The sequence below is a fragment of the Pseudomonas sp. WMBT8 genome (assembly GCF_050916005.1).
GTDB lineage: Bacteria > Pseudomonadota > Gammaproteobacteria > Pseudomonadales > Pseudomonadaceae > Aquipseudomonas.
The window spans coordinates 2,250,799-2,273,388 of sequence record NZ_CP188096.1 but is presented as its reverse complement, the minus strand read 5'-3'; the positions used below and the strand labels follow the sequence as shown (position 1 = coordinate 2,273,388).

Annotated in this window: 18 protein-coding genes; 5 read left to right on the top strand and 13 right to left on the bottom strand. The window is 62.7% G+C overall.

Annotation, left to right across the window (positions count from 1 at the left end):
* Positions 1-30: 30 nt before the first annotated feature.
* Positions 31-999, bottom strand: a complete 969-nt coding sequence (locus ACO77H_RS10565) for a FecR family protein (RefSeq protein ID WP_170043233.1) — start codon at positions 997-999, stop codon at positions 31-33.
* A 32-nt stretch (positions 1,000-1,031) separates the two neighbouring features.
* On the bottom strand, positions 1,032-1,532 hold the full coding sequence (locus ACO77H_RS10560) for a sigma-70 family RNA polymerase sigma factor (protein WP_169957014.1): 501 nt from the start codon (positions 1,530-1,532) through the stop codon (positions 1,032-1,034).
* A gap of 146 nt (positions 1,533-1,678) precedes the next feature.
* Between ACO77H_RS10560 and ACO77H_RS10555 the strand changes: the two genes are divergently transcribed.
* Positions 1,679-2,284, top strand: a complete 606-nt coding sequence (locus tag ACO77H_RS10555) for a hypothetical protein (protein WP_432755420.1) — start codon at positions 1,679-1,681, stop codon at positions 2,282-2,284.
* Positions 2,285-2,303: 19 nt separating this feature from the next.
* Here the strand turns inward: ACO77H_RS10555 and ACO77H_RS10550 are convergent, their stop codons facing one another.
* The 4 genes from ACO77H_RS10550 to ACO77H_RS10535 all read right to left on the bottom strand — a co-directional run bounded on the left by ACO77H_RS10550 (position 2,304) and on the right by ACO77H_RS10535 (position 7,515).
* The gene (locus ACO77H_RS10550) at positions 2,304-3,659 is read right to left on the bottom strand and encodes an MATE family efflux transporter (protein ID WP_432755419.1); all 1,356 of its coding nucleotides are present in this window, start codon (positions 3,657-3,659) and stop codon (positions 2,304-2,306) included.
* A gap of 86 nt (positions 3,660-3,745) precedes the next feature.
* Positions 3,746-5,041, bottom strand: a complete 1,296-nt coding sequence (locus ACO77H_RS10545; protein ID WP_432755418.1) for an NAD(P)/FAD-dependent oxidoreductase — start codon at positions 5,039-5,041, stop codon at positions 3,746-3,748.
* Positions 5,038-6,126: a polyamine ABC transporter substrate-binding protein gene (locus ACO77H_RS10540; protein WP_432755417.1), complete on the bottom strand. Its 1,089-nt coding sequence runs from the start codon at positions 6,124-6,126 to the stop codon at positions 5,038-5,040. Before ACO77H_RS10540 ends, ACO77H_RS10545 begins: the two co-directional genes overlap by 4 nt.
* A gap of 30 nt (positions 6,127-6,156) precedes the next feature.
* A complete protein-coding gene (locus ACO77H_RS10535) occupies positions 6,157-7,515 on the bottom strand; it encodes a glutamine synthetase family protein (RefSeq protein ID WP_170043234.1) in 1,359 nt (452 codons plus the stop codon).
* A gap of 138 nt (positions 7,516-7,653) precedes the next feature.
* Between ACO77H_RS10535 and ACO77H_RS10530 the strand changes: the two genes are divergently transcribed.
* Positions 7,654-8,550, top strand: coding sequence for a helix-turn-helix domain-containing protein (locus ACO77H_RS10530; protein WP_172314251.1), 897 nt, complete (start codon positions 7,654-7,656; stop codon positions 8,548-8,550).
* A gap of 114 nt (positions 8,551-8,664) precedes the next feature.
* Here ACO77H_RS10530 and ACO77H_RS10525 read toward each other — a convergent pair whose 3' ends face one another.
* From ACO77H_RS10525 to ACO77H_RS10515, 3 genes are read right to left on the bottom strand one after another with little or no spacing between them, the layout of a single operon-like run.
* Entirely contained in the window at positions 8,665-9,768 is a 1,104-nt protein-coding gene (locus ACO77H_RS10525; protein WP_432755416.1) for an acetoin dehydrogenase dihydrolipoyllysine-residue acetyltransferase subunit, read from the bottom strand.
* Positions 9,765-10,784 carry an alpha-ketoacid dehydrogenase subunit beta gene (locus ACO77H_RS10520; protein WP_432755415.1) on the bottom strand — a complete coding sequence of 340 codons (1,020 nt, stop codon included), beginning with the start codon at positions 10,782-10,784 and terminating at the stop codon, positions 9,765-9,767. Before ACO77H_RS10520 ends, ACO77H_RS10525 begins: the two co-directional genes overlap by 4 nt.
* 23 nt (positions 10,785-10,807) lie before the next feature.
* The gene (locus ACO77H_RS10515) at positions 10,808-11,788 is read right to left on the bottom strand and encodes a thiamine pyrophosphate-dependent dehydrogenase E1 component subunit alpha (RefSeq protein WP_432755414.1); all 981 of its coding nucleotides are present in this window, start codon (positions 11,786-11,788) and stop codon (positions 10,808-10,810) included.
* A gap of 309 nt (positions 11,789-12,097) precedes the next feature.
* Between ACO77H_RS10515 and ACO77H_RS10510 the strand changes: the two genes are divergently transcribed.
* Complete coding sequence (locus ACO77H_RS10510; protein ID WP_432755413.1) at positions 12,098-13,960, top strand: sigma-54-dependent Fis family transcriptional regulator; 1,863 nt, start codon at positions 12,098-12,100, stop codon at positions 13,958-13,960.
* A 1,469-nt stretch (positions 13,961-15,429) separates the two neighbouring features.
* Here ACO77H_RS10510 and ACO77H_RS10505 read toward each other — a convergent pair.
* Positions 15,430-16,209: an acetoin reductase gene (locus ACO77H_RS10505; RefSeq protein ID WP_169957189.1), complete on the bottom strand. Its 780-nt coding sequence runs from the start codon at positions 16,207-16,209 to the stop codon at positions 15,430-15,432.
* Positions 16,210-16,401: 192 nt separating this feature from the next.
* Between ACO77H_RS10505 and ACO77H_RS10500 the strand changes: the two genes are divergently transcribed.
* Positions 16,402-18,564 carry a TonB-dependent siderophore receptor gene (locus tag ACO77H_RS10500; RefSeq protein WP_432755412.1) on the top strand — a complete coding sequence of 721 codons (2,163 nt, stop codon included), beginning with the start codon at positions 16,402-16,404 and terminating at the stop codon, positions 18,562-18,564.
* 174 nt (positions 18,565-18,738) lie between these two features.
* Here ACO77H_RS10500 and ACO77H_RS10495 read toward each other — a convergent pair whose 3' ends face one another.
* From ACO77H_RS10495 to ACO77H_RS10485, 3 genes are all read right to left on the bottom strand, one after another.
* Positions 18,739-19,176 carry a carboxymuconolactone decarboxylase family protein gene (locus ACO77H_RS10495; protein ID WP_172314687.1) on the bottom strand — a complete coding sequence of 146 codons (438 nt, stop codon included), beginning with the start codon at positions 19,174-19,176 and terminating at the stop codon, positions 18,739-18,741.
* Between the two features lie 104 nt (positions 19,177-19,280).
* Positions 19,281-20,723, bottom strand: coding sequence for a mechanosensitive ion channel family protein (locus ACO77H_RS10490; RefSeq protein WP_169957182.1), 1,443 nt, complete (start codon positions 20,721-20,723; stop codon positions 19,281-19,283).
* 70 nt (positions 20,724-20,793) lie between these two features.
* Positions 20,794-21,669: a pirin family protein gene (locus tag ACO77H_RS10485; RefSeq protein ID WP_432755411.1), complete on the bottom strand. Its 876-nt coding sequence runs from the start codon at positions 21,667-21,669 to the stop codon at positions 20,794-20,796.
* A gap of 179 nt (positions 21,670-21,848) precedes the next feature.
* Between ACO77H_RS10485 and ACO77H_RS10480 the strand changes: the two genes are divergently transcribed.
* Positions 21,849-22,586, top strand: a complete 738-nt coding sequence (locus ACO77H_RS10480; protein WP_169957178.1) for a response regulator — start codon at positions 21,849-21,851, stop codon at positions 22,584-22,586.
* Positions 22,587-22,590 lie beyond the last annotated feature (4 nt).

Sequence of the window (22,590 nt, the reverse complement as noted above, 5' to 3'; positions counted from 1 at the left end):
GAAGACGAAGAACTCGGAAAAAACCTGAATCTAACGTGAAATTATTTCCTGGCTGCCGTCCGGCAGCGTGCGCAGAGCCACCGGCAGGATGTGCGGCAAGGCCTTGAGCAAGGCATCGGTGTCGTTGGATTTGAACACGCTGGTCAGGCGCAACTCGCTGGCCGCGGTGCTGACCCGCAAGGGTTTTTCGCGGTAGCGCGAGACTTCCCGCGCCACCTCGGCCAGGCTGGCGTCGTTGAACACCAGCTTGCCGGTCTGCCAGGCCAGCAGTGCCTGGGCGTTGACCGGGCGGGCCGCCGCGACCGCGCCCTGGTTGTCGATGGATGTCCCCAGGCCCGCCGTCAGTGTGACCACCGGCTGAGCGGCATGCCCTTGCACCTTGACCGTTCCCGCCTCGACCACCACGCGGGTCTGGTCATCGTCGCGGCGTACATCAAACCGCGTGCCGGTAACCGTCACCTGCCCGGCCCCAGCCCGCACCACAAAAGGCCGGCTGGTGTCGTGCTCGACGCTGAACAGCGCCTGGCCTTGCTTGAGCTCTATCCCACGCCGGCCCTTTTCGTAGTGCACCGCCACCACGCTGCGGCTATTGAGGTCCATCAGCGAGCCGTCGGGCAACGCCACTTGGCGACGCTCACCCAACACCGTGCTGAACTGCGCGTCGTACACCGCCGGATGATCCAGGCCGCTGAACAGCCCAAGACCCACGGCCACCGCCAGCACACTAGCCGCCATGGCATAGCGCACTGCTCCACGCCGCTTGCGCGGCACAGGCGTATCGACCAGGGCCTGCAAACGGCGCTTGGGCAGCAGGTCGGCGGCGCTCCACAGCCCTTGCAGCACCTCGAATTCGTACTGGTGGGCGGGATGCTCCCCACACCATGTGTCGAAAAGACACTGGTCCGCATCGCTCAGGGGCTGATCCTGCAAACGCACGAACCACAGCGCCGCCTCGTCACGCACCGCTGCGCTGCCACAGGCACACTCACGGGTATCCATCATGGAAGATCCTGTTTCAAAGCGGGCATAGGTCATGGGGCCAGCGCGTCCAGGCGCTCGCGCAGATGCCGCAGGGTGCGGATCATATACTTTTCCACCATGTTTTTAGACAACCCCAGGCGCTCGGCGATTTCCTGTTGGGTCAGGCCCTCGACCTTTTGCCAAATGAAAATCTTGCGGCAATTGAGGGGCAATTCGGCCAGGGCCCGCTCGATGGAGTCCGCCAACTGCACTGCATGCATGAAATGCTCCGGGTCGCCACTTGGCGGCGCACTCTGGTCAAGACCTTGCAGCTCCATTGCTTCACGCCGGTCGGCACGGCGATAGGCATCCACCGCAATATTGCGCGCCGTCTGGTGCAAATAGGCACGCGGCTGCTCGACCAGCGCCGCCTTGGACTCCAATACCCGCACGAATGTATCGTGGGCCAGGTCCTCGGCCTGCTGGCGATTGCGCAAGCGACGCGTCCAGGTCCCGACCAACTCCTCGTAGTACGCGAAAAAGCCTGGTCTGCGGGGCGGCTGAGGAGTCATCGAGGATGCACTGGGTAGGCGGGGCGTGAATAGTAATGCTTCCTATTAAGCAGAGCAATTGCTGACGGTCGCCCTCCCTGATAATGGCTTCTGACAATAACCATGCCACTGTGCCACTATCCAGTTTTCCTCGGGTGCAAGCCTCCATGACCACCAAGAAAACAAATAAACCAAAGACAACCAAGTCGAATAAACAATTCGTCCAGATGTCCGGCGAATTCGGCGTAACCTCAGAGCTGTACCGTCATCATATTCAAGCGTCGATTACCTATGGAAACGCCAAGAGTGCTGATGTCGTTGTTTTTTCGCCCACCGGTAACAGGGCAGCACGGGTTGAAGTCAAGTCCGCCTCAATCGAGACCTGGATTGTTGGCAAGCAAGCACTGCAAGCGGCATCTCATATTGTGTGGGTGTTCGTCTATCTTCCTGAACCTGCCGCCACCATCAGTCCTGCGCAAACCTCAGAAAACGCTGCAGCAGCCCCCAGGTATTACATCCTCAGCTCAAGTAACGTGAAGAGTATCTACGAAAAAAAAATGGCTCAAGCAATCACGGCACGCGCCACTAAAGCGCAAGTCCTCTCCTCGGTCGAAGCCAAAAAAATTCAGGATGCGCAAGGAGAAAGCCTCGACTCGGCCCCCGCCACCGGAAAAGTCACTTCAACCAAGGCCCCCATGATTATCTTTGAAGTGGCAGATGTTGATCCTGGATTTAATAAGTGGCACAGGGTGAACGAAGCACTCAAAGGCTGACCTGAGACACCGACGGTTCTCACACCAACCGCTTGATCTGCTTATGCCGCCACACCAACCGGTAATACGCCGTCTGCAACCCCAACATCACCAGATAAGTCACCGGGAACGCCATCCACACCCCTTCCAGGCCAAAGTGTGCATTGAGCAGGTACGCCACCGGCAGTTCCACACCCAGCACGCAGAAGATCGAGATCGCCACCGGCATCAGCACCACGCCGCTGGCGCGCATGATGCCGCCAATCACCGCCTGGAAGCCGAACACCAGAATGCTCCAGAGCATGATGTGCAGCAGGTGTTCGGCCTGGACCCGCGCCTGGTCATCGGTGATGAACAGGCCCAGTAGCCAGTGGGACAACACATAGCCCAGCACGATCAGGCCCCCGGTCAGGCACAGGTTGATGGCAAGGCCGGTGCGCAGGATCGGCCCGATGCGTTCCAGGCGCCCGGCGCCAATGGCCTGGGCGCCGAGGATCGAGGCGGTGATGGCAATCGACAGCGCCGGGAATTGCACATAGTTGACGATCTGCGTCACCGCGCCATACGCCGCCGTGGCCTGGGAGCCGTGGCCGTTGACCAGCGCCAGGATCACCAGCTCCGACAACGACAGCACCACCATCTGCAAGCCGGTGGGCAGGCCAATGCGCAGGACTTTGCCGAGGATCGCCCGGTCCAGGCGCAAGGCCGCCAGCAATGCGCGATCCGGCGCCATCACATGGTTTTTATGGCGCAGGCGCAGCACCAGAAACAGCATGGCCACGACGTTGGCCACGAGGCCAGCATAGGCCGCGCTCTGGATGCCCATGGGCGCCAGCCCCAGCCAGCCGCGGATCAGGGCCGGGGTCAGCAACAGGCCAACCACCGTCGAGACCATCAGCGCCAGCAGCGGCGACACCGTATCGCTCACGCCCCGCAGCAGTTGGGTGTAGAGGATGAACACCAGCAGCAGCGGCATGATCAGCATCATCACCTGGGCATAGCCGACGGCGTCGTCCAGCACATCCAGCGGCGTGCCCAATGCCTGCATGGCCGGGCGCGCGAACAGGCTGCCGAGCACGGCGGCGAGAATCCCGATCAACGCGCCCAAAGTCAGGGTCGCGCCAGTGATGACTTTGACCAGCGCCGTTTCCCCCGCGCCCCAGGCCTGGCCGATCAGCACCGAAGCGCCCGCCCCCAGGCCGATCACCAGGGCGATAAAAAAGAACACGATGGGAAACATCCCCGACACGGCCGCCAGCGCCTGGGTGCCAAGCATCTGCCCGACATAGATGCCGTTGAGGGTGCCGGAAAAACTCTGGAGGAAGTTGGACAGCACCATCGGCGCAAGAAAGAACAGGTAGACCTGCCACAGCGGGCGTTGCAAAGGGTTCTGCATGAAAAGCGGGGCCTCGGAATGACACAGCGACCGAGGGGTTATAGCGTATTGGATCCGATCCTGCTGTGTTTTAAACCGCTACCCACCTATCCCAGCATTTCCCGAAGCCGATACCACAACATGCCCAGCGCCAGTAACGGCGAGCGTAAAGCCTTGCCGCCGGGAAAGGTCATGTGCGGCACCCGGCTAAAGGTGTCCAGGCCCTGGCTGACACCCGCGTGGATCCCCTCGGCCAGCAACCGCGCGCACCAGTGCGTGACATTGAGCCCATGCCCCGAATAACCCTGGGCGTAAAACACGTTGGGGTACTGCCGCAACCGTCCAACCTGGGGGAAACGATTGGCGGTAATCCCGATTTTACCGCCCCATTGGAAGTCGATGGCGGTGTTGGCCAGTTGCGGGAATACCTTGAGCATCTTCGGCCGCATATACGCAGCGATATCCACCGGATCACGCCCCGAATAATGACAGGCGCCGCCGAACAACAGCCGACGGTCCGCCGAAAGCCGGTAGTAGTCCAGGCCGACTTTCTGGTCGCACAGCGCCAGGTTCTGCGGGATCAACTCGTCTGCGAGCGCAGCCGGCAACGGTTCGGTGGCGATGATATAGCTGCCGGCCGGCAGCACCTTGCCACTCAGGCGTGGCTCCAGTTCGTCGAGGTGTGCATTGCACGCCAACACCAGGCTGCCGGCCCGTACGGTGCCACCGGCGCAGCGCACCTGCACGGTGTCGCCATGGCTCAGTTGCAGCACCGCGCTGTGCTCGAAAATCCGCACGCCCAGCGCCTCGGCCACGCGGGCTTCGCCCAACACCAGGTTCAGCGGATGCAAGTGGCCCGAGCCCATGTCCACCAAACCGCCGGCGTACAGGGTTGAGCCGACCACCTGCGCCATGTCCTGCGCCGCCACCAGCCGGGTTTGCGCCATGTAACCCAGGGTGGCCAGGCTGTCCAGCTCGCCCTGGAACGCGGCGAATTGCGCCGGCGTGTTGGCCAACTCGCAAAAGCCCCAGCGCAGGTCGCAGTCGATCCCGTGCTCACGGATGCGCTCACCCACCAAGGCCACCGAATCGATCCCGGCCCGTTGCAGGTAACGCACGCCCTCCTCGCCCACGTACCGGGTAAAACCCGAAACGTCATGGCCAATACCCCGGATCAACTGCCCGCCATTGCGCCCGCTGGCACCCCAGCCAATGCGCCGGGCTTCCAGAAGGATCACCGACAGGCCGCGCTGGGCCAGCTCGATGGCGGTGTTGACGCCGGTAAAGCCGCCGCCGATCACACACACATCGGCACTCAGGTCCGCAGCCAGTGCCGCGCGCTGGGGCATGGCATTGGCGGACGCCAGGTAATAGGAACGGGCATGGTGTTGGGACTGGTTCATCGGTTGGACTTCACTTTGCTCCAGGCCCGGGTCATCACACGCATGATGGCGGGGCTGGGGGTGGTGGAAATGTACAGTTTGTCGAGCACGTCCTGGGGCGGGTACACCTCGGGATTGTTCACCAACTCCGGCGCCATGAAGGCCTTCGCCGCCAGGTTGGGGTTGGCGTAGCCGACGTAGGTACTGACCTTGGCAATCACCTCGGGGTCCAGCAGGTCGTTGATAAACGCGTGGGCCTGTTGCGGGTTGGTGGCGTCTGCGGGAATCGCCAGCAAATCGAACCACAGGTTGCTGCCCTCCTTGGGAATCGCATAGGCGATGTTCACGCCGTTCTTGGCTTCCCTGGCGCGGTTGGCCGCCTGGAATACATCGCCGGAGTAACCGAAGGCCACACAGATATCACCGTTGGCCAGGTCCGAGATGTACTTGGAAGAATGGAAATAGGTGATGTATGGGCGCAGCGTCAGCAACTTGGCTTCGGCCTTTTCATAATCGCCGACCTTCTCGCTGCGCGGGTCCATGCCCATATAGTTGAGGATCGCCGGGAATGCTTCATCCGCCGAGTCCAGGAATGCCACGCCGCATTGCTGCAGCTTCTTCAGGTTCTCGGGCTCGAACATCACCGCCCACGAATCAATGTGGTCGATGCCCAGCACTTGCTTGACCTTGTCGACGTTATAGCCAATGCCATTGGTGCCCCACAGGTACGGCACCGCATGGGCATTGCCGGGGTCGTTCTGCTCCAGCAGCTTGAGCAGCTTGGGGTCCAGGTTCGGGTAGTTGGGCAATTGCGCGCGGTCCAATTCAAGGAACGCGCCGGCCTTTACCTGGCGCCCCAGAAAGTGATTGGACGGCACCACCACGTCATACCCGGTACGCCCCGCCAGCAGCTTGCCCTCCAGGGTTTCGTTGGAGTCGAACACGTCGTAGACCACCTTGATCCCCGTCTTGGCCTGGAAGTCGGCCAGGGTGGTCTCGCCGATGTAATCGGTCCAGTTGTAGACACTGACCGTCGGCGCGGCGTGGCTGGCGCTGCTGAACACCGCAGCCAGGGCCAGTGGGAGAAGCTGTTTGACGAGACGCATATCGACACCTTTTTATAGTTGATGATGGAGTCAGACACTCAGCAGCAGGAACTCACGCTCCCAGGAGCTGATCACCCGCTTGAAGTTTTCATGTTCGGCACGTTTCACCGCGACATAGCCCCGCACGAACTTGTCCCCCAGGTACTGCTTGACCGTATCGCAGGCCTCCATGCGCGCCAGGGCATCTTCGATGGTGATCGGCAGGCGCAGGTTGCGGCGCTCATAGGCACGGCCTTCGACCGGGGCGCTCGGTTCGATCTTTTCGATCATCCCCAGGTAGCCGCACAGCAGGCTGGCGGCGATGGCCAGGTAGGGGTTGGCATCGGCCCCCGGCAGACGGTTTTCGACGCGCATCGCGTCGGCGCTGGAGGTCGGCACACGCAGGCCGACGGTGCGGTTTTCTTCGCCCCACTCCACGTTGACCGGGGCCGAGGTGTCGGGCAGGAAGCGGCGGAACGAGTTGACGTTGGGCGCGAACATCGGCAGCAGCATCGGGATGTATTTCTGCAGGCCGCCAATATGATGCAAGAACAGCGGGCTCTTCTGCCCGTCGGCATCGACAAACACCGGCTTGCCCGTGGCGATCTCCACCACGCTCTGGTGCAGGTGCATGGCGCTGCCCGGCTCGTCGGCCACCGGTTTGGCCATGAAGGTCGCGGCCACATTGTGCTTGAGCGCCGCTTCGCGCAGGGTGCGCTTGAACACCGTGATCTGGTCGGCCAGGTCGAGGGCGTCGCCGTGGCGGAAGTTGATTTCCATCTGCGCCGGGCCGTCTTCGTGGATCAGCGTGTCGAGGTCCAGGCCCTGGGCTTCGCACCAGTCATAGACATCTTCAAACAGCGGGTCGAACTCGTTGGCCGCGTCGATGGAGAACGACTGGCGCCCGGTTTCGGCACGCCCGGAACGGCCCACCGGGGTTTTCAACGGCAGGTCCGGGTCTTCGCAGCGCTGGGTCAGGTAAAACTCCATTTCCGGCGCGACAATCGGCTGCCAGCCCTGGTCGGTATACAGTTGCAGGACTTTTTTCAGCACATTGCGCGGCGACAACTCGATGGGGTTGCCCTGCTTGTCGAAGGTGTCGTGGATCACGATGGCGGTGGGTTCGATGGCCCACGGCACCACGTAGGTGGCGTTGGCCACCGGGCGGCAGATCATGTCGATATCGGCCGGGTCCAGCAGGTCGTAGTAGATGTCGTCGTCGACAAAATCCCCAGTTACCGTTTGCAGCAACACACTTTCCGGCAGGCGCATGCCGCGCTCATGCAGGAACTTGTTGGTGGGCGCAATCTTGCCGCGGGCAATGCCCGTCAGGTCGCTGATCACGCATTCGACTTCGGTAATCTTGTGTTCTTTCAGCCAGGTGGACAGCTGATCGAAAGGGGCATTCATAAAGACCTCGGCACGGGTTGGGTGCTGCGCCGGCTTGTACTTGCGGCGCATTGAGGCCTATCTTGGGCCAGCCTTACCCAGGCATCTATCCACTTTGCACGACCCACAACGCACCAATAGAGTGCGCACGGATCACCCATGACACAGGCAACCGCTTTGCGCGTACAGGCCTTCACCACCGGTGATGTGGCCGCCCAATGCAGTGCGACACCCGGTTGGGTGCAGCAGTACCAGCAGATGTCCCCGGGGCATTTTGCCGGGCAGATCCGCTACCTCGACCTGCAGGGGGTGCAGGTGTACGAAGAGTGCATGAACACCCGCGTCGAGCAGCACTTCAACGCGCCGCCAGGCGCCCTGGCCTTCTGTTTCGACGGCAGCGACAACGCGCTGTACCTGCTCAATGGCGAAAGCCGCAACACCTGGATCACCCCGGAAAACTACCGGGAAGTGGCGGTGGTATTCGGCCCCCAGTTCGTGCAACGCCATGGCCTGGATGTGGCCAGGCTCGAAGGCCTGTTCATGGCGCCGTTGACCTGCCAACAGAACGCGTTGTTCAGCCGCTGGCTCAGTGGCACCCTGACGCGCTTGTCCTGCGAGATCGACCCGATCAGCCGCGACGCCCTCACCCGGCAACTGCTCGACGATTGCCTGTTTATCCTCGACAACGCCTGTGTGTGCCTGGACCGCCACTCATTGCAGCGCCGCAGCGAAGAACGCCGGTTGATGGCGCGCATTGGCGCGTGGGCGGCGGATGCGCCGGATGAAACCGTCAACCTGCTGCAACTGGCGCAGATCGCCGGCGTGCCGCTGCGCCAGTTGCAGCAGGGCTTCAAGACCTACACCGGGATGAGCCCGGCGCAGTGGTTGCGCCTGCGCCGGTTGAACGGCGCGCGGCGCGAGTTGTTGAGCTCAGCGGGTTCCACCGTGGCGCAGGTCGCGATGAACTGGTCGTTCTGGCACCTGGGGCGGTTTTCCAATAGCTACCGCGCGTTGTTCAAGGAGCTGCCCAGCGAAACCCTCAAACGTCATGGTTGATACACGCTCAACCCTGTAGGAGCGGGCTTGCTCGCGAAAGCGGTGTGTCAGGCAATGAATGTCTGACTGACCCACCGTATTCGTGGGCAAGCCCGCTCCCACATTTGATTGCTATCAGGCTGGAGATTTGAGGAAGAGGCTCAGCAACTGATTCACCTGCTCCGCCGCCTCCAACTGCACCATATGCCCCTGCCCCGGCAAGATCTCAACCTGGGCCTGCAACCCCTGGGCATGCCGCACCGGAATGATCGCATCGTCACTGCCCCAGATCACCAGGCTTGGTTGCTGCCCCACCACTGCACGCAGGTCAAGCATCTGCCGACTGCCATCAAACAGCTTGGCATTGAGTTGCCGCAACGCCTGGTCCACACCCTCCAGGCGCTTGAACTTGAGCATGTCCTCCAGCATCTGCCGCGTGACCAACGCCGGGTCGCTGAACAGTTGCACCAGTTGCGGCTTGAGCGCGTTGCGGTTGTTGGCTTCGGTGAAGCCTTGCAAGTAGTCACCGTTGATGTCCGCACCCAGGCCGGCGCTGGCGATCAATACTAGCGAGGCAACCCGCTGCGGTGCCTGGCGCGCCACCGTCAACGAAACCAATCCGCCCATGGAATGCCCAGCGAGGTGCACGCGTTCAAGCTTGAGGTGATCGAGCAACGCCAGTACCGCCAGGCTCAGCTCCTCGGCATCGCCACTGTGCAAGTGCTTGCCCGACTCGCCATGCCCCGGCAGGTCCAGGGCGATCACCCGGCGCTCGGCAGCCAGGGCCGGATGGTTGAACAGCCAGTTGTTCAAGTCGCCACCAAACCCGTGGATCAGCACCAGCGGTATGCCGCCCTCGCCAAGGTCGAGATAACGCAGCAGGCGCCCGCCCAACTCGACTTTCTGCGCACTCGGCCCCGACGCCTGCGCCTCGGCGCTGCTGGAGACAAAGCCGGCATTGAAGCGGTCGATCACCGCATCAATCTCTGCGTCGGTGGCTTCGCCCTCCACCACAATCGCTAGCAATGCGCCGACCGGCAACGTCTCGTCGCTCAGGGCCAAAACCCGGCGCAACACTCCACTGAACGGCGCCTCGACACTGCTGGAGATCTTGTCGGTCTCCACGTCGAGCACTTCCTCGCCCTTCTCTACCCGGTCGCCCGGCTGCTTGAGCCAGACATCGACCCGGCCTTCGGTCATCGACAGCCCCCACTTGGGCATGGTCAAGGTATGGATCATGCCGCAGTCCTCTTGTCAGCGATCTTGCGCACCGCGGCCTCGATCTTCGCCGCGTCGGGGATGTACAGGTCTTCCAGGGCATCGGAAAACGGCACCGGCGTGTGCGGCGCGGTGACCATCTCGATTGGCGCGCGCAGGAAGGAAAATCCGCGCTGGGCCACCAGGGCGCTGATATCCGTGGCGATGGAGCAGCGCGGGTTGGACTCGTCGATCACCACCAGGCGCCCGGTTTTCTCCACGCTTTCGAGGATGCTGTCTTCATCCAGCGGGCTGGTGGTGCGCAGGTCCAGCACTTCGCAGTCGATACCCTGACGCGCCAGGTTGGCCGCAGCCTCCAGGGCGATATGCACCATGCGCCCGTAGGTCACCAGGGTCACATCGTTGCCTTCGCGCACAAAGTTGGCCTCGCCGAAGGGCACGGTGTACAGCTCCTCCGGCACTTCGCCTTGCAGGCTGTAGAGCATCTTGTGTTCAAGGAAAATCACCGGGTCGTTGTCGCGGATCGCCTGGATCAGCATGCCCTTGGCGTCATAGGGCGTGGCCGGGCACACCACCTTCAAGCCCGGGATGTGCGTCCACATCGAGGTGAGCATCTGCGAATGCTGAGCCGCAGCGCGCAGGCCGGCGCCGTACATGGCGCGTACCACCAACGGCGTGGTGGTCTTGCCGCCGAACATGTAGCGAAACTTGGCGGCCTGGTTGAGCAACTGGTCGAGGCAGCAGCCGATAAAGTCGACGAACATCAACTCGCACACCGGGCGCATGCCCCGGGTGGCGGCGCCGACGGCCATGCCCACGTAACCGACTTCGGACAGCGGCGCATCCAGCACGCGGTCAGGGAACTGCGGGTACAGGCCCTTGGTCACCCCCAGTACGCCGCCCCAGGCATCCTGCTCGCCAGGGGCGCCGGTGCCGCCGGACACGTCCTGGCCGATGATAAAGACACTCTGGTCGCGGCGCATTTCCTGGGCCAGGGCTTCGTTGATTGCCTGCTGATAACTGATTTTACGAGCCATGAAATTCTCTCCGGGTCTTGTTGTTATGAGCGGTAGGCGACGTAGACATCGCTGAGCAGGTCGGCGGCCTGGGGCTTGGGATCGGACTTGGCCAGGCGCACGGCGTCGTCGATCAACTGCGCGACTTCGGCGTCGATGCGCTCGAACTGCGCCGCCTGCAACCAGCCTTCGGCGCTGCAGCGCTGGCGGAACAGCGCCAGGCAATCCTGGGTTTCGCGCAGGTTTTTCACCTCGTCACGGCCGCGATAGGTTTGCGCATCGCCTTCAAAGTGGCCGTAGAAGCGGTGCAACTTGACCTCGACCAGGGTCGGCCCCTCGCCCTGGCGCGCCCGCGCCACCGCCACGCCCAGCGCCGCGTGGACGGCAAAAAAATCATTGCCATCGACAATCACCCCCGGCATGCCAAAACCTACGGCGCGCTCGGCAATGTCCTTGCACGCCACCGACCAGCCGGAACCGGTAGCTTCGGCATAGCCGTTGTTCTCGGCGACGAACAGGCATGGCAGCTTCATGATCGCGGCCAGGTTCATCGCCTCGAACACCGCGCCCTCGTTGGAACCGCCGTCGCCAAAAAATGCCACGGCCACGCCCTGGCTGCCCTTGAGCTTGGACGCCAGGGCCGCGCCCGCCGCCAGCGGTGCACCGGCGCCGACAATGCCGTTGGCGCCGAGCATGCCCTTCTCCTGGTCGGCAATGTGCATGGAGCCGCCCTTGCCGCCGCAGACCCCGGTTTTCTTGCCGTAGATCTCGGCCATCATGCCGAACACATCCACGCCCTTGGCGATGCAATGGCCGTGGCCACGGTGGTTGGAGGCGATGCAATCTTCATCGTTGAGATGGGCCATGACTCCGGTGGCGCAGGCTTCCTGGCCGGCATACAGGTGCACGAAACCGGGGATCTCGCCGGTGGCGAATTCCACGTGCAGGCGCTCTTCGAAATCACGGATGGTGCGCATCACGGTGTAGGCATGCAGCAGTTGATCGGTGGACAGGTGAGTGGACATCTTGTTGTTCTCCAGGTTGTCTCGACACACAAAAGGCTGGCTGCGGCCAGCTGCAACCTGTTCAGCACAGCCTGTGCCAAGGCGCGGAAAAACCTGGCAAAGCCTTGATCCAGAGCAGTGCCGTGCGGTTGTGCCGGTGCGGGATGCCACCGCACAATGAGACGGCGCATTGCAGCGTGCAGGCTGCGTCTCAGGCAGGATGAGACGTTGCGTCTCAAGGCGGGCAGTTGGTCAGGCCGCCCTTGTCCCCCTGCGCCCGCGGGCGCTTAATGGCGGGCATAACAACAAAGATCGAGAACCGGAGGCCTTATGCTCGCCGCGAACTCCAGAGAGCACGTCGACTGCGTCAGTCGCGTGGTCCGCAATGCCGACCGCCTGCCCCAGGCACCGGTGCCGTCGCTGATTTTCGATTCATGGCGCCGCTCCATGGAACAACACCACCTGGACCCCGGTTCCCTACAGGGCCCGCGGATCCTCAGCGAGCCGCTGCTCAAGGAATGCCGCGAGCGCGCCGAACTGTTCATGCGCATTGCCAGCGAGCAAGTCAGCCAACTGCACCACCGCGTGCGCCACGCCGACTACTGCGTGATGCTCACCGACGCCCAGGGCCAGACCATCGACCACCGCGTAGACGCGGCCATCCGCAGCGACTGCCGCAAGGCCGGCCTGTACCTGGGCACCTGCTGGTCGGAGGCCGAAGAAGGCACCTGCGGCGTAGCCACGGTGCTGACCAGCAAGGCGGCGGTGACGGTGCACAAACGCGACCACTTCCGCGCCGCCTTTATCAACCTGACCTGCTCCGCCGCGCCGATCTTCGACCCCCAGGGCAACCTGCTGGGGGTAATGGATGCCTCGGCGCTGCAATCCCCGGATGACCGTCGCAGCCAGCACCTGGTGCGGCAGATGGTGGCGCAGAGCGCCCAGGCCATCGAAAACGCCTTCTTCATGCACAGTGCCGCCAAGCACTGGGTGCTTCAGGCCCACAGCACACCGGGTTATGTCGACAGCCAACCCGACCTGCTGCTGGCCTGGGACCACGACGGGCGCCTGCAAGCCTTGAACAGCAAGGCCCGCCAGGCCTTGCGCCGGCGTTTTGGCCAGGTGCCGGTGCATATCGGCGAGGTATTCGACCTCGATGCCCTGCGCGCAGTGACCGATCAGTCGGTCCAGCAACTGCAGTGGCTGGGAGAACCTGGGGTGCTGCAAGTGCGCGTCAACACCCCGCGACGCCAACCGGCGCGGGCGCTGCCGAGCTCCCAGGTCGACCCACGCGTGGAAGAACACCTGCGCCTGGCCGTGCGGGTCAAGGATCGCAACCTGCCGGTGCTGGTGCAGGGTGAGACCGGGGCCGGCAAGGAAGTCTTCGCCCGCCAACTGCACGCCCGCAGCGCACGCCGCGACGGGCCATTCGTGGCGGTGAACTGTGCGGCGATCCCGGAGAACCTGATCGAAAGCGAGTTGTTCGGCTATGTCGCCGGCGCGTTTACCGGGGCGTCCAGCAAGGGCATGACCGGGCTGTTGCAGCAGGCCCACGGCGGCACGCTGTTTCTCGATGAAATCGGCGATATGCCCCTGGCCCTGCAAACACGCTTGCTGCGGGTGATGGCCGAAGGTGAAGTGGCCCCGCTGGGCGCGGCAAAAACCCGCGCGGTGGATATCCAGGTGATCTGCGCCAGCCACCGCGACCTGGCGACCCTGGTCAGTGACGGGCGTTTCCGTGAAGACCTGTACTTTCGCCTGGGCTGCGCCCGCGTCACCCTGCCGCCCCTGCGCGAGCGCACCGACAAACTGACGTTGATCAACCGGCTGCTGGAACAGGAGGCTCGCAGCAGCGGGGTCACGGTCGGCATCGGCCAGGCTGCGTTGGAGTTGCTGCTGGGCTATGCCTGGCCGGGCAATGTGCGGCAACTGCGCCATGTGCTGGCGTATGCCTGTGCGGTGTGTGAAGGCGGCACGATCCAACTGGCGGACTTGCCGGTGGAGGTGCGTGGTGAGCGGCTGGAGCTCGAGCTTGAGCAAAGTATGAGCCCGGAGCGGCAAGTGGTGCTGGATGCCCTGGTACGCCATCGCTGGAAGCCATTGCCGGCGGCGCAGGCGCTGGGGATTTCCCGCGCGACCCTGTATCGCCGGGTCAAGCAGCTGGGCATTGATATGCCCGGTAAACACCCCTGACACAATGCAATCCAAATGTGGCTTGCCAGCGATAGCGGCGGGTCAACCAGCATCAATCCCAGCAATGCCGCCGCCATCGCAGCCTCGCTGGGGCTCGACAGCTCCTACATTGATCCTCAGGGGTTGGAAGATTGCATTTCACTGCCACCGCAGGATGCATACGGTACTCAATGTACTGAAGATCCAATGTAGGAGCTGGCTTGCCAGCGATAGCGGTGGGTCAGCCAACTTCCATCCCAGCAATGCCGCCGCCATCGCAGCCTCGCCAAGGCTCGACAGCTCCTACATTGATCCTCAGGGATTGGAAGATTGCATTTCAGCTGTCACTGCAGGATGCAGACGGTACTCAATGTACGACGATCCAATGTAGGAGCTGGCTTGCCAGCGATAGCGGTGGGTCAGCCAGCATCAACTCCAGCAATGCCGCCGCCATCGCAGCCTCGCCAAGACTCGACAGCTCCTACATTGATCCTCAGGGTTTGGAAGATTGCATTTCACTGCCACCGCAGGATGCACACGGTACTCAATGTACTGAAGATCCAATGTAGGAGCTGGCTTGCCAGCGATAGCGGCGGGTCAGCTAACTTCCATCCCAGCAATACCGCCGCCATCGCAGCCTCGCCAAGGCTCGACAGCTCCTACATTGATCCTCAGGGTTTGGAAGATTGCATTTCACTGCCACCGCAGGATGCATACGGTACTCAATGTACTGAAGATCCAATGTAGGAGCTGGCTTGCCAGCGATAGCGTCGAGTCAGCCAACATCAATCCCAGCAATGCCGCCGCCATCGCAGCCTCGCCGGGGCTCGACAGCTCCTACATTGATCCTCAGGGATTGGAGGATTGCATTTCACTGCCAGAGCAGGATGCACACGGTACTCAATGTACGACGATCCAATGTAGGAGCTGGCTTGCCAGCGATAGCGGTGGGTCAGCCAACATCAATCCCAGCAATGCCGCCGCCATCGCAGCCTCGCCAAGGCTCGACAGCTCCTACATTGATCCCCAGGGGTTGGAAGATTGCATTTCACTGCCACCGCAGGATGCATACGGCACTCAATGTACTGAAGATCCAATGTAGGAGCTGGCTTGCCAGCGATAGCGTCGAGTCAGCCAACATCAATCCCAGCAATGCCACCGCCATCGCAGCCTCGCCAAGGCTCGACAGCTCCTACATTGATCCTCAGGGGTTGGAAGATTGCATTTCAGTGCCACCGCAGGATGCATACGGCACTCAATGTACTGAAGATCCAATGTAGGAGCTGGCTTGCCAGCGATAGCGGTGGGTCAGCCAACATCAATCCCAGCAATGCCGCCGCTATCGCAGCCTCGCCAAGGCTCGACAGCTCCTACATTGATCCTCAGGGATTGGAGGATTGCATTTCACTGCCACCGCAGGATGCACACGGTGCTCAATGTACGAAGATCCAAGCCCGCTCCCAGATTTTTTACCGAGTCGAGTCTGGGGGTTAGCGGTACACGAGGCCACCGTCGATCAACGGCGCCTGCCCGGTCATGTAGTCCGAATCCGGGCCGGCCAGGTAAGCCACCAGCCCCGCTACATCCTCCGGCGTTTCTGCACGGCCCAGGGCAATCCCATCCACGTACTTCTTGTACGTCGCCCCCACTGGCGCGCCGGTAATCTCGGCCATGCGCTTGTCGATCTCGACCCACATATCGGTGCCCACCACGCCCGGGCAATAAGCATTCACCGTCACCCCCGCGCTTGCCAGTTCCTTGGCCGCCGCCTGGGTCAGGGCGCGCACGGCAAACTTGGTCGCCGAGTACACGCCCAGCAGGGCAAAGCCTTCATGCCCGGCAATCGAGCAGGCGTTGATGATCTTGCCCTTCTGCTTGAGCGCCTTGAACTTATTGCCGGCAGCCTGGATGCCCCACAACACGCCCTGCACGTTGATGCCCAGGGTGCGTTCGACCTGTTCCGGGGTCACGTCCAGCAGCGAATCGATCTGCGCCACCCCGGCGTTGTTGACGATGATGTCAAAGCCACCCAGGGTCTGGTGCGCATGCTCGACCGCCGCGACCACCTGTTCACGCTTGGACACGTCGGCGATGAACACCGAGGCCTTGCGCCCAAGTGCCACCACCTCGGCCGCCACGGCTTCGAGCTTGGCGCCATTGATGTCGACCAGGGCAATATCCGCCCCGTCCCGCGCCAGGCGCAGGGCGATGGCCCGGCCAATGCCTTGCCCGGCACCGGTCACCAGTGCAACTTTTCCAGCGATACCCATGATGATCTCCTGCAACGATAAGCGAAGCCTTGTCTATCGCAGGTGCGGGGTCCCGCTGTCGAGGCCCGGACGGATTGGCGTGGGGCTTGAGACGCAACGTCTCAAACAGCCAGGCCAAGGCGAGTACTTGTAAAGACGCGCACTTATGCCTAGCTTATGCGCCCCCGCCCCGCGCTTTAAGGCCTTGCCCCCATGGTTTTGCGTTTTCGCCCCGTCGTCACCTCACATTTGGCCCTCGGCCTGCTGCTCAGCGGCGGCATTGGCAACAGCCTGGCGGCTGAGCTGGAACTGCCGGCGTTGAACATCCAGGGCCAGGATGAGTCCGGTTATCGTGCGCAAAGCGCGTCGGTCGGCGGCTTCGATGAGGCGCCGCTGCTCGACACCCCGGCCTCGATCACCGTGATCAATGCCGCGCTGATCAAGGACCAGCAGGCACGCCTGCTCAGCGAAGTGCTGCGCAACGACGCCTCGGTGGGCGAAAGCTACGCACCGATTGGCTACTACGAAAATTTCGTGGTCCGGGGCTTTTCCCTGAATGCCGCCAGCAGCTACAAGATCAACGGCCGCACCATCACCGGCGAGCAGAACGTGGCCCTGGAAAACAAGCAGCGGGTGGAGTTGCTCAAGGGCCTGGCGGGCCTGCAAAGCGGGATTTCCGAGCCCAGCGGCGTGATCAACTACGTGACCAAACGCCCGGAAGACGTGCGCTCGGTCACGGTATCCACCGATGATCGCGGCAGCGGCTATATCGCCACCGATGTCGGCGGCTGGTTTGGCAGCGAGCAGCAATTTGGCCTGCGCGCCAACGTCGCCCATGAAGACCTCAATTCCTATGTCGAGCACGCCAATGGCCAGCGGGACTTTGTGTCCCTGGCCTTCGACTGGAACATCAGCCCCGACGCCGTGCTGCAACTGGATGCCGAATACCAGGACAAGCAACAGCGCTCGGTTCCCGGTTACCAACTGCTCGGCGGCACCGAAGTGCCCCACGACGCCTCACCGAAAAAACTGCTCGGCCACCAGAGCGGCGCCAAGCAGGTAGGCATCGAGTCGCTGAACCTCAACGGCAAGTTCGAGTACCGCTTCAGTGACCAGTGGAAAGGCAGCGTCAGCGCGACCCGCAGCAAGGTGGTGATTGATGACTACAGTTCGTTTGCCTGGGGTTGCTACGGCTCCCCAAGCTGCGCCGGCGTCAAAGTGCCGAACTACTTCAGCCCGGAAGGCAACTACGATATCGCTGACTACCGCAGCCCTGACGACACCCGGCGCAATGATGAAGTCCAGGCGGCCATGACCGGCCTGTTCAGCACGGCCGGCCTGAGCCATGAACTGACCTTCGGCACCAGCGCTTTTCGCCGGGTGATCGACAAGCGCAAGTCAGTCAATGAATACGTCGGCAGCGGCAATATCGATCAGGACCCGGAAACCTTCCCGCCCACCGACAAGCCCCTGAACGACAGCCACCGGCGCCTCGACAGCCGCCAGTACGGGTTGTTCGTCACCGACCGCATCAGTTTCAACGAGCAATGGCAAACCGTGCTCGGTGGCCGCGAAGTGCGCCTGGATGAAAAATCTTTCGATCAAAATGGCGTGCAGGAGCGTCACACCCAGCAGTACGAGTTCCTGCCCAACGCTGCGCTGATCTACAAGCCAGTGGAAAACATCTCGTTGTACACCAGCTACAGCAAGGGCCTGTCACTGGGCGGTGAGGCACCGTGGTATGCGAACAACGATGGGGAAATCCTCGCCCCGACCGTCTCGCGGCAGATCGAAGCCGGGGTGAAATACGACTGGCGCCGCATCAGCTTCGCCGCCGCAGTGTTCCAGACGCGCCAGGCCTACCAGTACGCCAAGCCAGACAGCGCCGGCGACTTCACCTACGTGCAGCAGGGCCAGCAGAAGAACACCGGGCTGGAACTGTCCGCCAACGGCTGGGCCACCGAGCGTCTGCAGATCGCCACCAGCGTGGCGGCGATTCGCGCACGGGTGAACGGTAGCGGCACCCCGCAGTACGAAGATCACCAGACAATCAACGTGCCCAAGCTGCGCGCCAGTGTGTACGCCGACTACGCCCTGCCCTGGGTCAACGGCCTGGCAGTGCTCGGCGGCGTGCAATACAGCGCCAGCAAGAACGCCAACCGCACCGGCAATGTGGAAGTGGGGGATTATGCGCTGGTCAACGTCGGCAGCCGCTACACCACCAAAGTCGATGGCTATGAAACGGTGTTGCGCCTGAGCGTCGACAACCTGTTCGACAAGCGCTACTGGCGTGATGCGGGCGAATACATGGGCGATGACTACCTGTTTCAGGGTGCACCATTGACGGCGCGCCTGAGTGCTTCCATCAACTTCTAACCCCCGACCCAATGTGAAACCTGGCTTATGGGAAACCTGGCTTATGTAGGAGCTGGCTTGCCAGCGATGGCATCACCTCGGTGCATCTGTAAGACCTAGGCGCCTGCATCGCAGGCAAGCCAGCTCCCACACAAGCCAGCTCCTACAATGGCCAGCGCCTACCCTTGAATGTCGTTACTTGGGCATCTTGCGAAAGCCCACCGCCAGGCGGTTCCAGCTGTTGATGGTGGCGATGGCCACGCTCAGGTCAACCTGCTCGGCGGCGCTGAACTCGGCATTGAGCAACGCATAATCTTCATCCGCCGCGTGGGTCTGGCTGATCAGCGTCAAGCTTTCGGCCCAGGCCAGGGCGGCACGCTCGCGCGGGGTGAAGAACGGCGTTTCGCGCCAGGCCGAGAGGGTGTACAGGCGCCGTTCGGTCTCGCCGCCCTTGCGTGCATCGGCGGTGTGCATGTCCAGGCAGAAGGCGCAGCCGTTGATCTGGGAGACGCGCAGGCGCACCAGTTCGAGCAGCGGCAGTTCAATGGACAGTTTGCCGACGGCGGCTTCCAGGGCGAGCATGGCTTTCATGGCGTCAGGGGACGCGGTGTAGAAATCGGTGCGGGCGTGCATTGTGTGACTCCTGGACAGTGGGAATTGGCGCCCAGCTTAATCACCCCACTGCCTCGCACAAATAGCCAATCCTGACGAAGAACAGGTAGCCAATGCCAGGCGCTTCAGGCCCGGCTGCGCAGCCAATGCAAGAAGCCCTTTTTCACCGGCACGATGGGTGCGTCCTGGGTCAGGTGCTGGGCGGCGTGCAGGCGGAAATCCAGGAGGTTCTGCATGGCCTCGCTGATGTCGTGGCGCGCGTCCAGGCACGGCTTGAGGTATTCCTTTTCGATGCGATAGAGGGTGCAGTAGGTCTTGGCCACAAAGTCCGCGGGCACGCTTTGCTCCCCCAGAATCCCCGCTTCGCCAATCACCTCGCCCGGCCCCATGCGCCCGGCTTCGAATTTGTGCCCGGCCTTGACCAGCATCACCGAAACCACCCCGGACTCAATGATAAACAGGTGATCGCTGACCTCCCCGGTCGGCAGGATCATCTCGCCGGCGCGGAAGGTGTGCAGGGTCATGTTCTGGCTGAAGGTTTCCTTCTCTTCCTGGCGCAGGGTCGAGAAGATATTCGAGCTTTCCAGCAGTGCACGTGCGGGCGTGGTGGCCGGCGAGGTCGGGCTTTCGGCGCTGGACAACAGGCTTACGCCGGCCGCCTGCAAATGCCGGTAGGCCAGGTCATAAAGCTGGTTGCGCACCTCGCGCTTGAGGGCCATGGCCGGCACAAAGCCGCTGATTTCATATTCCACGCCCCCCCCGGTGGAGGTCTTGAACGCCACACTCGGCGCCGGCTTGGCCAGCAATTGCCGGCAACCTTGCATGGCCCGTTCCAGGGCTTCCAATACCGTTTGCGGGCGCGCGTGAGGGCTGACTTGCAGGCTCACCGCCAGGCCGAACATGTCGGCCGGGCGCGAGAAGTTGATGATCTTGGCCTTGGCCGCCAGCGAGTTGGGGATCACCGCCATGCTGCCCTGGGAGGTTTGCAGACGCGTGGCGCGCCAGTCGATATCCGTCACCCGGCCTTCGGTGCCGTCGATGGAGATCCAGTCATCGAGTTGGTAGGGCTTGGTGGTGTTGAGCACAATCCCGGAGAACACGTCGCTCAACGTACTTTGCAGCGCCAGGCCGACGATGATCGCCACCGCGCCGGAGGTGGCCAGCACGCCCTTGACCGGCAGGTCGAGCACGTAGGCCATGGCCGCGATGATCGCGATCAGGAAAATCACCGCGCCCATCAGGTCTTGCAGCAAGCGCCCGGTGTGGCCGACCCGCTGCATCATCAAGGCCCCGAGCAACACCGTCAGGGTGCGCGCGGCGAACAACCACCAGCCGATCTGCAAGGCGGTGGCGGCCAGGTGCAGTGGGGTGTTGTCGGCATAGGGCGCCAGTTGCATGGGGTTCATGCCGTCGTTGAACAGCACGGCACTGAACACGGCGAAGATGCCCAGGCGCGCGATCAGTTTCCAGTTGCCGGAACTGGCTGAAAACAGACGCCAGACGACGATATCGATAAGGATCAGCGCCAGGGCGCACAGCATCGGGTGAGCGGAGATGAAAGACAGCATCCAGGCGACTCCAGGGCGAATGCCCTGAAGATCGCATGAAATGGCGTTGGCGGGTATAGGGCCCCCCCAATCAGCGGGAGGCGCCGTGCATTTGGCCGAACTGGCCGGACTGGAAGTCGGCGAAGGCCTGGTGAATCTCTTGCTCGGTGTTCATCACGAACGGGCCGTGACCGACGATGGGCTCGTCGATGGGTTCACCACTGAGCAGCAGCACCATGGCGTCGGCGTTGGACTCCAGGCTGATCTGCGCGCCATCACGCTCGAACAGCACCAATTGCCCTTCGCGTGCCAGTTCCTGACCGTTGACTTGCACGGTGCCTTTGAGCACCACCAGCGCGGTATTGCGCCCGGCGTGCAGGTCCAGGGTCACGGCCTTGCCGCCGTTGAGGCGCAGGTCCCACACGTCAATCGGCGTGAAGGTGCGCGCCGGCCCTGTGCGGCCCGCGAACTCACCGGCGATCAGGCGCAGGCTGCCGGCGCCATTGGCCAGGGGCAACGACGGGATATCGCCGTCGAGGATGGTCTGGTAGCCGGCCTCGCTCATTTTGTCCTTGGCCGGCAGGTTGACCCACAGTTGCACCATTTCCAGGGCCCCGCCCCGTTTGGCGAAGGCTTGGGAATGGAACTCCTCGTGCAGGATCCCTTTGGCCGCAGTCATCCACTGCACATCGCCCGGGCCGATGGTGCCGCCGGCGCCGGTGGAATCACGGTGCTCGACTTCGCCTTCGTAGACGATGGTCACGGTTTCAAAGCCGCGATGGGGATGCTGGCCTACACCACGCCGCTGAGTGGTGGGGGTGAAATCCGCCGGACCGGCGTGGTCCAGCAGCAGGAACGGGCTGATGTGCTTGCCCATGGTGTCGTAGGAAAACAGCGTGCGAACCGGGAAACCGTCGCCTACCCAGTGGCTGCGTGGGCTGGTGTAGATACCGATGATGTTTTTCATGAGGATCCTCCAATGTGCATACACCTTAAATCCAATACCAATAAGGCGGTAGACAGCGGATTTGGCTCGCATCGTTCCATACATGGGACGACTTGATGGCGGCGCTTCATAAAGTACGTGAATGATAATGACTCGTAGTAATATCCCCGCTCTTCCGCTCAACTCCCCCGAGGGCCGCCATGCCATTTGCCCCTGCGCCTGTAGCGCCGCGCGTCCTGGTGGTGGACGACCACCGCAAGATCCGCGAGCCGCTGGCCATCTATTTGCGTCGCCACACCTTCGAGGTGCGCACCGCTGAAGATGCAGCGGGCATGTGGCAACTGCTCAAGACCCAGGCCTTCGATGTGATCGTGCTGGATGTGCTGCTACCCGATGGCGACGGTTTTGAGCTGTGCAACCAACTGCATCGGCGCAGCAACACCCCGGTGATCCTGTTGACCGCCCGCGATGCCGCCGCCGACCGCATTCGCGGCCTGGACCTGGGCGCCGACGACTACATCACCAAGCCCTTCGAACCCCGTGAGCTGGTGGCGCGCATCCACAGCGTGCTGCGCCGCCAAGGCCGCAGCCAGGCCCCCATGGCGCCGGCCAGCCGCAGCTACGGCTTCGCCGGCTGGCACTTCAGCGCCATCAGCGCACTGCTGACCCGCGCAGGCTGCCCGCCGATCCAACTGAGCACCGCCGAAAGCCGGCTGCTGCAAGTGTTCCTCGAGCATCCCAACACCCTGTTGCCCCGCGAGCGCCTGATCGACCTGACCGCCGCCGCCGACAGTGATGTCAGTGACCGCACCATCGACCGCCAGGTCAGCCGCCTGCGCCGCAAACTGGCCCACGACGGCGCGGCGGCGGACCTGTTGCGCACCATCTGGGGCGGCGGCTACCTGCTGGCGGCCGACGTCACCCCGTGCGCCGCTTGAACCG